An 11,224-nucleotide genomic window follows, 5' to 3' on the forward strand; every position below is an offset into this window, starting at 1 on the left:
CGAGCAGCGCGGCGACGGCGACGCGCCCGGCGCGGCGGACGGCGAAGACGGCGACGAGCGCGGCGAGGCCGACTATCGCCAGGGCGGCGGGGACGCCGGTGACGTCGCTGCCCTTGGCGGTCAGGGGGAACGCGCCGCCGGCCACCGTCGCGGTGCCCTCGGTCCACTGCTGCCGGGTGGCGAGCAGGGCCACGGCCGCGCCCAGGGCGCCGCTGAGCAGGGCGGCGGCCAGGCTGAGCCGCCCGGCGCGTGCGGGTCCTGCGGCTTCGGAACGGGGGTGAGGTACAGCAGTCACGTCATCCACTATCGCCTGAACCCCGGGCGAACCGTCACCCGGGGTTCGTCTCACGCCGTTCCCAGCCGGTTCGCGGTGTGAACGGCCCGCAGCACCGCCGCCGCCTTGTTGCGGCACTCGGTGTCCTCGGCGACCGGGTCGGAGTCGGCGACGATCCCCGCGCCGGCCTGGACGTACGCGGTGCCGTCGCGCAGCAGGGCCGTACGGATCGCGATGGCGGTGTCGGAGTCGCCGGCGAAGTCGAGGTAGCCGACGCAGCCGCCGTACAGGCCGCGCCGGGACGGTTCGAGTTCGTCGATGATCTGCATGGCGCGCGGCTTGGGCGCGCCGGAGAGGGTGCCGGCCGGGAAGCAGGCGGTGAGGACGTCGAAGGCCGTGCGCTGCGCGGCGACGCGTCCCGTCACCGTCGAGACGATGTGCATCACGTGCGAGTAGCGCTCGATGGACATGAAGTCGACGACCTCGACCGAGCCGGGCTCGCAGACCCGTCCGAGGTCGTTGCGGCCGAGGTCGACGAGCATGAGGTGCTCGGCGCGTTCCTTGGGGTCGGCGAGGAGTTCGTCGGCGAGGGCCTGGTCCTCCTGCGGGGTGGCGCCCCGGTGCCGGGTCCCGGCGATGGGGTGCACCATGGCCTGCCCGTCCTCGACCTTCACCAGGGCCTCGGGGGACGAGCCGACGACGTCGAACCCGTCGAAGCGGAACAGGTACATGTACGGCGACGGGTTGGTGGCCCGCAGCACCCGGTAGACGTCCAGCGCGGTGGCCGTGCACGGGGTCTCGAAGCGCTGGGAGGGGACGACCTGGAAGGCCTCGCCGGCGCGGATGCGCTCCTTGATGTCCTCGACGGCCGTCTGGAAGTCGGGGCCGCCCCACAGGGCGGTGTAGTCGGGCAGTTCGGAGGGCGGCAGCACGGCCGGGGGCTGGGCGACGGCACGGGTGAGGTCGGCCTGCATGGCGTCGAGGCGGGCCACGGCGTCGGCGTAGGCCTCGTCGACGCCGGTCTCCAGGTCGTTGTGGTTGATCGCGTTGGCGATCAGCCAGACGGCGCCCTCCCAGTGGTCCATCACGGCGAGGTCGCTGGTGAGCAGCATCGTCAGCTCGGGCAGCCTCAGGTCGTCGCGCTCGCCGGGGCCGATCTTCTCCAGGCGGCGCACGATGTCGTAGCCGAGGTAGCCGACCATGCCGCCGGTGAAGGGCGGCAGGCCCAGGTCGTGGGCGAGGTCGCGCGGGGTGTGCAGCGCCTCGAGGGTGGCGCGCAGCGCGGCGAGGGGGTCGCCGTCGGTGGGGACGCCGACGGGCGGGACGCCCTGCCAGTGGGCCTCGCCGTCGCGCTCGGTGAGGGTGGCGGCGGACCGTACGCCGACGAAGGAGTAGCGGGACCAGGAGCGTCCGTTCTCCGCGGACTCCAGCAGGAAGGTGCCGGGGCGCTCGGCGGCGAGCTTGCGGTACAGCGCGACCGGGGTGTCGCCGTCGGCGAGGAGCTTGCGGGTGACCGGGATGACCCGGCGGTCGGTGGCGAGCTTGCGGAACGTCTCGAGGTCCATGACGCCTGACCTTACTGATCCGAAGGGGGTACGCCGATGTCCGCGTCCTTGAGCAGCACGTCGGCGTCGAAGCAGGTGCGGGCGCCGGTGTGGCAGGCGGCGCCGATCTGGTCGACCTTGACGAGGACCGTGTCGGCGTCGCAGTCGAGGGCGACGGACTTGACCCACTGGAAGTGACCCGAGGTGTCGCCCTTGACCCAGTACTCCCGGCGGCTGCGCGACCAGTAGGTGCAGCGGCCGGTGGTGAGGGTGCGGTGCAGGGCCTCGTCGTCCATCCAGCCGAGCATCAGCACCTCCCCGGTGTCGTACTGCTGGGCGATGGCGGGCAGGAGGCCGTCGGGGCTGCGCTTGAGCCGGGCGGCGATCTCCGGGTCGAGGCCGCTGGGCCGGGACTGGCTGGTCATGCGGACCATTGTGCCGCGCCGGGCGGGTCCGCCCGGCGCGCGTCCACTGTCCGGACCGGTGGGGCGGCCGTAGGCTGGCAGGCATGTCGACCCATGCGAAGCGTGAACGACTTCTCCTGGCCGATCTTCTGGAGACCGCGGGCCCCGACGCCCCGACCCTGTGCGAGGGCTGGACGACCCGGGATCTCGCGGCGCACGTGGTGGTGCGCGAGCGCCGCCCCGACGCCGCCGGCGGCATCCTGATCAAGCAGCTGGCGTCGCGCCTTGACCGTGTCATGGCGGAGTTCACCGACAAGCCGTACGAGGAGCTGATCCAGCTGATCCGTACCGGCCCGCCGCGTTTCTCGCCGTTCTCCCTCAAGCAGGTCGACGAGCTGTCCAACATCGTCGAGTTCTACGTCCACACCGAGGACGTCCGCCGCGCCCAGCCCGACTGGTCCCCGCGGGAACTCGACCCGGTGTTCCAGGACGCGCTGTGGGCGCGGCTGGAGCGCACGGCCCGGCTGATGGGCCGGGGTGTGCCGACGGGCCTGGTGCTGCGCCGCCCGGACGGTCAGACGGCGGTGGCCCGGCGCGGCACCCCGGTGGTCACGGTGACCGGGGCGCCGTCGGAGCTGGTGCTGTTCGCCTACGGCCGGCAGAGCGCGGCCGAGGTCGAGCTGGAGGGCGACGAGGACGCGATCGCCAAGCTGCACGAGAGCAAGCAGCTCGGGATCTGATCGCCGCACGACCCGAAAGGCCCCCTCATGATCAAGGTCGCCATGACCAGCGTGTACGTGGACGACGTGGCGAAGGCACACGCCTTCTACACCGATGTCCTCGGCTTCGAGACCCGTACCCGGATGGATCTGGGCGGCGGCACGCTGTTCGTCACGGTGGGCGCGCGGGACGGGGCGCAGCCGGATCTGGAGCTGCTCCTGGAGCCCGGCCAGGGCCCCATCGCCGAGCCGTACCGCAGGGCGGTGCGCGAGGCGGGGCTGCCCGCCATCGTCTTCTCCGTGGACGACCTCCGCGCGGAGTACGAACGGCTGCGCGGGGAGGGCGTCCACTTCGTGGAGGAACCCCAGGAGCGGGGTCCGGTGCTCGCGGCCGTCCTGGACGACACGGTGGGCAACCTGATCCAGCTGGCCCAGCCGGTGGGCTGAGCCTCAGCGGACGGGGTGGCCCGCCTCGCGGAGGGTGTCCTTGACCTGGCCGATGCGCAGGTCGCCGAAGTGGAAGACCGAGGCGGCCAGGACCGCGTCGGCGCCGGCCGCGACGGCGGGCGGGAAGTCGGCGAGCTTGCCGGCGCCGCCGGAGGCGATCACCGGCACGGTGACGTGCTTGCGGACCGCGCTGATCATCTCCAGGTCGTAGCCGTCCTTGGTGCCGTCGGCGTCCATGGAGTTGAGCAGGATCTCGCCGGCGCCCAGTTCGGCGGCCCGGTGCGCCCACTCGACGGCGTCGATGCCGGTGCCGCGCTGGCCGCCGTGGGTGGTGACCTCGAAGCTGCCGGACTCGGTGCGGCGGGCGTCGACCGACAGGACCAGGACCTGACGGCCGAAGCGCTCGGCGATCTCGCGGATCAGCTCGGGCCGGGCGATGGCCGCCGTGTTGACGCCCACCTTGTCGGCGCCGGCGCGCAGCAGCTTGTCGACGTCCTCGGCGGTGCGGACGCCGCCGCCCACCGTCAGCGGAATGAACACCTGCTCGGCGGTGCGGCGCACCACGTCGTAGGTGGTCTCCCGGTTGCCGGACGAGGCGGTGATGTCCAGGAACGTCAGCTCGTCGGCGCCCTCGGCGTCGTACACCTTGGCCATCTCGACGGGGTCGCCCGCGTCGCGCAGGTTCTGGAAGTTGACGCCCTTGACGACCCGGCCGTTGTCCACGTCCAGGCAGGGGATGACTCGGACCGCCAGGGTCATGGAAGTCACGGCTCCTTAGAGGTTCGCCCGAGGTGTCCTCGGAATGCTTCGAGTTCCACTGAGACCAGTACGCGGGAGTCGACGAAGCCCTCGACCACCAGCACGGTCGTGACCGGACGGACCCGGTCGAACAGTTCCTTGTGGGCCCGGCCGGCCGCGTCGACGTCCCGGGCGTGGGCGAGGTGCACGCGCGTGCGGATCACGGACTCGACGCCGAGCCCGAACTCGCCGATGGCCTCCAGCGCGTTGGTGAAGGCGACCTTGGCCTGTTCGTACGGGTCGCCGTCGCCGTAGAGCACATCGCCCTTGAACGCGGTCGTGCCCGCCACCAGGACCCGGTCCCCCGCCGCGACGGCACGTGCAAAACCGAAGGACTCTTCCCAGGGATTTCCGCTCTGCACGCGCCGTACGGCTTCGGATGTCATCGGGACACAGCCTCCAGGGCCTCTTCGAGGGTGAACGCCTTCGCGTACAGGGCCTTCCCGACGATGGCGCCCTCGACACCGAGCGGGACCAGTTCGGCGATGGCCCGCAGGTCGTCCAGCGAGGACACGCCGCCGGAGGCGACGACCGGGCGGTCGGTGGCGGCGCAGACGTTCTTCAGCAGCTCCAGGTTGGGGCCCTGGAGGGTGCCGTCCTTGGCGATGTCGGTGACGACATAGCGGGCGCAGCCCTCGGAGTTGAGGCGCTCCAGCGTCTCGTAGAGGTCGCCGCCGTCGCGGGTCCAGCCACGCCCGCGCAGGGTGGTGCCGCGTACGTCGAGACCGACGGCGATCTTGTCGCCGTGCTGGGCGATGACCTTGGCGACCCACTCGGGGGTCTCCAGGGCGGCGGTGCCGAGGTTGACGCGGGTGCAGCCGGTGGCGAGCGCGGCGGCGAGCGTGTCGTCGTCGCGGATGCCGCCGGACAGCTCCACCTTGATGTCCATCGCCTTGGTGACCTCGGCGATGAGCTCGCGGTTGTCGCCGGTGCCGAACGCGGCGTCCAGGTCGACCAGGTGCAGCCACTCGGCGCCCGAGCGCTGCCAGGCGAGGGCGGCCTCCAGCGGGGAGCCGTAGGAGGTCTCGGTGCCGGACTCGCCGTGCACGAGGCGGACGGCCTGGCCGTCGCGGACGTCGACGGCGGGGAGGAGTTCGAGCTTGGCAGCCATCACAGGGTTCCGATCCAGTTGTTCAGCAGCTGGGCACCGGCGTCGCCGGACTTCTCGGGGTGGAACTGGGTGGCCCACAGCGCGCCGTTCTCCACGGCGGCCACGAACGGCTTGCCGTGCGTGGACCAGGTGACCTTGGGCGCCTGCATCGCCGGGTTGTGCGCCTGAAGCTGCCAGTCGTGGACGGCGTAGGAGTGCACGAAGTAGAAGCGGGCGTCGGCGTCCAGACCGGCGAACAGTTCGGAGCCGGGGGCGATGTCGACGGTGTTCCAGCCCATGTGGGGCACGATGTCGGCCTCGAGCGGCCCGACCGTGCCGGGCCATTCGTCCAGGCCCTCGGTCTCGACGCCGTGCTCGATGCCACGCGCGAACAGGATCTGCATGCCGACGCAGATGCCCATGACCGGGCGGCCGCCGGCCAGGCGGCGGTCGACGATCCAGTCGCCGCGCGCCTCCTTCAGCCCCTGCATGCAGGCGGCGAAGGCGCCGACGCCGGGCACCAGCAGGCCGTCGGCGTTCATCGCCTTGTCGAAGTCACGTGTGATCTCGACGTCGGCGCCCGCGCGGGCGAGGGCACGCTCGGCCGAACGCACGTTGCCGAAGCCGTAGTCGAAGACCACGACCTTCTTGGTGGTGCTCATCTCACACCTCCAGTCTCAGGATGCCCGCGGCGAGACACATCGCGGCACCGATCGACAGCAGCACGATCAGGCTCTTCGGCATCTTCTGCTTGACGAAGGAGATCACCCCGCCGAGGAAGAACAGGCCGACCACGATCAGGACGGTGGACAGACCGTTCACAGCGCGCCCTTCGTGGAGGGGAGGATGCCGGCCGCGCGCGGGTCGCGCTCGGAGGCGTAGCGCAGGGCGCGGGCGAGGGCCTTGAACTGGCACTCCACGATGTGGTGCGCGTTGCGCCCGTACGGCACGTGCACGTGCAGGGCGATCTGCGCCTGGGCGACGAAGGACTCCAGGATGTGCCGGGTCATCGTCACGTCGTACTCGCCGATCATCGGCGCCATGTTCTCGGGCTCGGTGTGCACGAGGTAGGGGCGGCCGGAGAGGTCGACGGTGACCTGGGCGAGGGACTCGTCCAGCGGGACCGTGCAGTTGCCGAAGCGGTAGATGCCCACCTTGTCGCCGAGCGCCTGCTTGAAGGCGGCGCCGAGCGCGAGGGCGGTGTCCTCGATGGTGTGGTGGGAGTCGATGTGCAGGTCGCCCTCGGTCTTCACGGTCAGGTCGAACAGACCGTGCCGGCCGAGCTGGTCGAGCATGTGGTCGTAGAAGCCGACCCCGGTGGAGATCTCCGTCTTCCCGGTGCCGTCGAGGTCTATCTCGACGAGGACCGAGGTCTCCTTCGTGATGCGCTCCACGCGTCCTGTGCGGCTCATGCGCTCTGCTCCTTCTTGATGTCCCGTACCGCGTCGAGGAACGCGTCGTTCTCCTCCGGGGTCCCGGCGGTGACCCGCAGCCACCCCGGTACGCCGTTGTCCCGGACCAGGACGCCCCGGTCGAGGATCTGCTGCCAGGCCTCGTGGGCGTTCTCGAACCGCCCGAACTGCACGAAGTTGGCGTCCGATTCGGTCACCTCGTAGCCGATGGCGCGCAGTTCGGCGACCAGCCGGTCCCGCTCGGCCTTGAGCTGCTCGACATAGCCGAGCAGGGTGTCGGTGTGCTCCAGCGCGGCCAGCGCGGTCGCCTGGGTGACCGCCGAGAGGTGGTAGGGCAGCCGGACCAGCTGGACGGCGTCCACCACCGCCGGGTGCGCGGCGAGATAGCCGAGGCGCAGCCCGGCCGCGCCGAACGCCTTCGACATGGTGCGCGAGACGACGAGGTGCGGGCGGCCCTCCAGCAGCCTCAGCAGCGAGTCGCCGTGGCTGAACTCGATGTACGCCTCGTCCACGACCACCATCGACGGCTTGGCCGCCTGCGCCGCCTCGTACAGCGCGAGGACCGTCTCGGGCGGGACCGCGTTGCCGGTGGGGTTGTTGGGGGTGGTGATGAAGACGACGTCGGGCTGGTTCTCGGCGATCGCCTTCTCGGCGGCGGCGAGGTCGATGGTGAAGTCGTCGCCCCGGGGCCCGGAGATCCAGCCGGTGCCGGTGCCGCGGGCGATGAGGCCGTGCATCGAGTACGACGGCTCGAAGCCGATCGCGGTGCGGCCCGGCCCGCCGAAGGTCTGCAGCAGCTGCTGGATGACCTCGTTGGAGCCGTTGGCCGCCCACACGTTCTCGACGCCGACCGGGTAGCCGGACGTCCGGGTCAGGTACTCGGCGAGGCGCGTGCGCAGCTCGACCGCGTCCCGGTCGGGGTAGCGGTTGAGCGTGCGGGCCGCGTCGCGCACCCGCTCGGCGATCCGCTCGACCAGCGGTTCGGGCAGCGGATAGGGGTTCTCGTTGGTGTTCAGCCGTACGGGGACGTCCAGCTGGGGCGCGCCGTAGGGGGACTTGCCGCGCAGCTCGTCCCGTACGGGGAGATCGTCGATGCCTGTCACTTGCCTTCGGGTACCTTCCAGCCGAACCTCGCCTTGATCGCCGCGCCGTGCGCCGGCAGATCCTCCGCCTCCGCCAGCGTCACCACATGGTGCGCGACCTCGGCCAGGGCGTCCTCGGTGTAGTCGACGATGTGGATGCCGCGCAGGAAGGACTGCACGGACAGGCCCGAGGAGTGGCAGGCGCAGCCGCCGGTGGGCAGGACGTGGTTGGAGCCTGCCGCGTAGTCGCCGAGCGAGACGGGCGCCCAGGGGCCGACGAAGATCGCGCCCGCGTTGCGCACCCGGTCGGCGACGGCGGCGGCGTCGGCGGTCTGGATCTCCAGGTGCTCGGCGCCATAGGCGTCGACCACGCGCAGGCCCTCCTCGATGCCGTCGACGAGCACGATGGCGGACTGCTTGCCCGTCAGGGCCGGGACGATCCGGTCGTCGATGTGCTTGGTTGCCTTGACCTGCGGCTGGAGCTCCTTCTCCACCGCGTCCGCGAGCTCCACGGAGTCGGTGACGAGCACGGAGGCGGCCAGCGGGTCGTGCTCGGCCTGGCTGATCAGGTCGGCGGCGACGTGCACCGGGTCGGCCGTGGAGTCCGCGAGGACCGCGATCTCGGTGGGGCCGGCCTCGGCGTCGATGCCGATCTTCCCGGTGAAGTAGCGCTTGGCGGCGGCGACCCAGATGTTGCCGGGGCCGGTGACCATGTTCGCGGGCGGGCAGGACTCGGTGCCGTACGCGAACATCGCGACGGCGGTGGCGCCGCCGGCCGCGTACACCTCGTCCACGCCGAGCAGCGCGCAGGCGGCGAGGATCGTCGGGTGCGGCAATCCGCCGAACTCGGCCTGGGCCGGGGAGGCGAGCGCGACCGACGGGACGCCGGCCTCCTGCGCCGGGACGGCGTTCATGATCACGGAGGACGGGTAGACCGAGCGGCCGCCGGGCGCGTACAGGCCCACGCGGTCGACGGGCACCCACTTCTCCGTGACCGTGCCGCCGGGGACGACCTGGGTGGTGTGCGTGGAGCGGCGCTGCTCGCGGTGGACGAGCCGGGCGCGGCGGATGGACTCCTCCAGGGCCGCGCGCACGGCGGGGTCCAGCTGCTCGAGCGCGTCGGTGAGCGCCTGGGCGGGGACCCGGACGGATTCCAGCCGTACGCCGTCGAACTTCTCGGCGAAGTCGATCAGCGCCGCGTCGCCACGATGATGCACGGCCTCGCAGATGGGACGCACCTTCTCCAGGGCGGCCGCGACGTCGAAGTCGGCACGGGGCAGCAGGTCACGCAGGGCGGGGCCCTCGGGGAGGGCGTCGCCGCGCAGATCGATTCGGGAGATCACGTGGTCAATTCTCTCAGACCGGTGCGGTGAGCCGTCCGCCCGTTCCAATGGCTGATACGCGCGTCGCCGGTCACGGTCCGCGCATGCCGACGCGATCGACTTCACTTTCCGTGTTCAAGTGGTCACCGCACGGGGCAGAACGGCTGTACGAAGAGAGAAACCCGCGCGTAGCCGGGGAGGAGGGGGAGGCCGTGACCACTGGGGCGGGACCGGGCGCCGGGGAGCCGCCGGAGGACCTGACCGCCGTGGAGGCGGGGATGTGGCAGGCGTTCCGCAACGGCAGCGTGTACGACCTGAGCAGCGGGGACACGGTCGTCGACGATCCGCACGGGGGCCATCCCTGGGGGCCCGAGCGCACGGTACGCGCGCGGGTCGTGTGCTGGCTGCTCCTGGACGGCCCGCCCGCGCTGGCCGGCCGGGTGTCCTCCCTGAAGCTGGCCGGGGTGCTCGTCAGCGGCGTGCTGGATCTGGCGGGCGGCACGGTGGTGCCGTACGTGGAGATGCGCGGCTGCCGGTTCGAGCGGGACGTGCTGCTGCCGGAGGCCCGCTTCACCACGGTGCGGCTGGTGGACTGCTCGGTGCCGCGTCTGGAGGCGGCCCGGCTGCACACCGAGGGCGATCTGCATCTGCCGCGCTGCCGCTTCCTGGGCGGCATACGCCTCACCGACGCCAAGATCGGCACGGACCTGATGCTCAACCAGGCGGTGGTGCACCGCGACCGCAGCGGCCGTTCGATCGCCGCGGACGGCATGACCGTCGGCCAGGACCTCCAGGCGGAGCTGCTGCAGTCGCACGGCGAGCTGAGCCTGCGCAGCGCCACGATAGGCGTCTCGCTGAGCCTGCGCGGCGCCCGCCTGCTCAACCCGCACACCCGGCACGCGCTGAACGCGCCGCAGCTGACCGTGGAGCGCTCGCTGTATCTGACCCCGGCGGGGCTCGGCGCCCAGGCCAGAAGCGGGATGACCCCGGCGCGCGGGACGCGGATCCAGCGCTTCGAGTGCCAGGGCGGGGTGCGGCTGGACGACGGGCGGTTCGGGGACGCGGTGGACTTCGAGCGGGCCCGGTTCACCTTCACCGACGAGCAGGAGCTGTCGCTGCGCCGGGTGCAGACGCCGGAGCTGCGCTTCCTCGGGGAGCGGCCGGTGCGCGGGCGGGTGGTGCTGTCGGGCGCGCGGGTGGTCAATCTGATGGACCGGGCGGACAGCTGGCCCGGCCCCGGCCGGCTGCAGATGAACGGCTTCACCTACGAGAACCTGGTGCCGCGCGGGCCGTTCCCGCTGGCCGAGCGGCTGAAGTGGGTGGCGGCGGCGAGCGCCGAGTACACCCCGGAGCCGTACGAGCGGCTGGCCGCCGTGCTGCGGGCGGGCGGCGAGGACGAGGACGCCCGCGAGGTCCTGCTCGCCAAGCAGCGCCGGCGCCGCGAGAGCCTGCCCCTCGCCGCCAAGCTGTGGGGCTACGCACAGGACTGGACGGTCGCCTACGGGTACCGGCCGGGCCGGGCGGCGATCTGGATGGCGGTGCTGTGGGCCGCCGGATCGGTGGCCTTCGCCCGTGCCGACCATCCGCCGCTCAAGGCGGGCGAGCACCCGGCCTGGAACCCGTCCCTGTTCGCCCTGGACCTGCTGCTGCCGGTGATCGACCTGGGCCAGGTGGGATTCTGGCAGCTGAGCGGCGGCTGGCAGTGGCTGGCGGCGGCGTTCATCCTGCTGGGCTGGATCCTGGCGACGACGGTGGCGGCGGGGGCGACGCGGGCGCTGCGGCGGAGCTAGGTGTGCTGTGCGTCTCTGTTCACCCGCCTTTGTTTTACCCGCCTTTGTTTTACCCGCCCTTGACCGACCGGCGTACAACCTTCCGCGACTTCGCCGAAGCCTCTGGCGCGGCTGTGACCAGCGGACTTTCAATGGTCGGCACCATGGCTCTGCTGCACGCGTTCACCCGCACACCCAGGGTGCGAGGAAAGACGGCGAAGACGGCCCCCGCGCCCACCGGCACCACCGTGCTGCCCGCCGACGACGAGGTGCTGCTCGACGCGCCCGACGACGTGCTGGGCCCGGCGCTGGTCGGCGCCGCGCACGGCGACCACGCCCCCGCCGCCGACCTGCTGGCGGCCA

Annotated in this window: 14 protein-coding genes and 1 pseudogene; 4 read left to right on the forward strand and 11 right to left on the reverse strand. The window is 71.9% G+C overall.

Translation table 11 applies throughout. The features are described 5' to 3' along the window. The 3 genes from N4P33_RS26415 to hisI all read right to left on the reverse strand — a co-directional run. Positions 1-304 (reverse strand): TIGR02234 family membrane protein (locus N4P33_RS26415; RefSeq protein WP_260829282.1); only part of this gene is annotated, 304 nt, incomplete at its 3' end. 41 nt (positions 305-345) lie between these two features. Next, positions 346-1,839, reverse strand: a complete 1,494-nt coding sequence (locus N4P33_RS26420) for an anthranilate synthase component I (RefSeq protein ID WP_260829283.1) — start codon at positions 1,837-1,839, stop codon at positions 346-348. A gap of 11 nt (positions 1,840-1,850) precedes the next feature. Continuing rightward, complete coding sequence (gene hisI / locus N4P33_RS26425) at positions 1,851-2,252, reverse strand: phosphoribosyl-AMP cyclohydrolase (protein WP_399030146.1); 402 nt, start codon at positions 2,250-2,252, stop codon at positions 1,851-1,853. A gap of 74 nt (positions 2,253-2,326) precedes the next feature. Here hisI and N4P33_RS26430 point away from each other — a divergent pair, with 74 nt between their 5' ends. Together N4P33_RS26430 and N4P33_RS26435 are read left to right on the forward strand one after the other, a co-directional pair. Beyond that, complete coding sequence (locus N4P33_RS26430) at positions 2,327-2,962, forward strand: TIGR03085 family metal-binding protein (protein WP_260829285.1); 636 nt, start codon at positions 2,327-2,329, stop codon at positions 2,960-2,962. Between the two features lie 27 nt (positions 2,963-2,989). After that, positions 2,990-3,388, forward strand: coding sequence for a VOC family protein (locus tag N4P33_RS26435; RefSeq protein ID WP_260829286.1), 399 nt, complete (start codon positions 2,990-2,992; stop codon positions 3,386-3,388). A 3-nt stretch (positions 3,389-3,391) separates the two neighbouring features. Here the strand turns inward: N4P33_RS26435 and hisF are convergent, their stop codons facing one another. From hisF to hisD, 8 genes are read right to left on the reverse strand one after another with little or no spacing between them, the layout of a single operon-like run. After that, positions 3,392-4,147, reverse strand: coding sequence for an imidazole glycerol phosphate synthase subunit HisF (gene hisF / locus N4P33_RS26440; RefSeq protein WP_260829288.1), 756 nt, complete (start codon positions 4,145-4,147; stop codon positions 3,392-3,394). Positions 4,148-4,152: 5 nt separating this feature from the next. Next, positions 4,153-4,572, reverse strand: a complete 420-nt coding sequence (locus tag N4P33_RS26445; RefSeq protein ID WP_260829289.1) for a RidA family protein — start codon at positions 4,570-4,572, stop codon at positions 4,153-4,155. Beyond that, on the reverse strand, positions 4,569-5,297 hold the full coding sequence (gene priA / locus N4P33_RS26450) for a bifunctional 1-(5-phosphoribosyl)-5-((5-phosphoribosylamino)methylideneamino)imidazole-4-carboxamide isomerase/phosphoribosylanthranilate isomerase PriA (protein WP_260829290.1): 729 nt from the start codon (positions 5,295-5,297) through the stop codon (positions 4,569-4,571). Before priA ends, N4P33_RS26445 begins: the two co-directional genes overlap by 4 nt. Then, a complete protein-coding gene (gene hisH / locus N4P33_RS26455; RefSeq protein ID WP_260829291.1) occupies positions 5,297-5,938 on the reverse strand; it encodes an imidazole glycerol phosphate synthase subunit HisH in 642 nt (213 codons plus the stop codon). The genes priA and hisH overlap by 1 nt, the downstream gene beginning before the upstream one ends. 1 nt (position 5,939) lies before the next feature. Next, positions 5,940-6,098: a hypothetical protein gene (locus N4P33_RS26460; RefSeq protein WP_260829292.1), complete on the reverse strand. Its 159-nt coding sequence runs from the start codon at positions 6,096-6,098 to the stop codon at positions 5,940-5,942. Next, positions 6,095-6,688 carry an imidazoleglycerol-phosphate dehydratase HisB gene (gene hisB / locus N4P33_RS26465; RefSeq protein WP_260829293.1) on the reverse strand — a complete coding sequence of 198 codons (594 nt, stop codon included), beginning with the start codon at positions 6,686-6,688 and terminating at the stop codon, positions 6,095-6,097. The genes N4P33_RS26460 and hisB overlap by 4 nt, the downstream gene beginning before the upstream one ends. Then, positions 6,685-7,791 carry a histidinol-phosphate transaminase gene (locus tag N4P33_RS26470; RefSeq protein ID WP_260829294.1) on the reverse strand — a complete coding sequence of 369 codons (1,107 nt, stop codon included), beginning with the start codon at positions 7,789-7,791 and terminating at the stop codon, positions 6,685-6,687. The genes hisB and N4P33_RS26470 overlap by 4 nt, the downstream gene beginning before the upstream one ends. Beyond that, on the reverse strand, positions 7,788-9,113 hold the full coding sequence (gene hisD / locus N4P33_RS26475; protein WP_260829296.1) for a histidinol dehydrogenase: 1,326 nt from the start codon (positions 9,111-9,113) through the stop codon (positions 7,788-7,790). Before hisD ends, N4P33_RS26470 begins: the two co-directional genes overlap by 4 nt. 191 nt (positions 9,114-9,304) lie before the next feature. Here hisD and N4P33_RS26480 point away from each other — a divergent pair, with 191 nt between their 5' ends. Continuing rightward, positions 9,305-10,882, forward strand: coding sequence for an oxidoreductase (locus tag N4P33_RS26480; RefSeq protein WP_260829298.1), 1,578 nt, complete (start codon positions 9,305-9,307; stop codon positions 10,880-10,882). Between the two features lie 143 nt (positions 10,883-11,025). After that, positions 11,026-11,224, forward strand: a pseudogene (locus N4P33_RS26485) (hypothetical protein); the annotation flags it as partial.

The sequence above is a fragment of the Streptomyces sp. 15-116A genome, from assembly GCF_025290915.1.
In the GTDB taxonomy this organism is placed as follows: domain Bacteria; phylum Actinomycetota; class Actinomycetes; order Streptomycetales; family Streptomycetaceae; genus Streptomyces.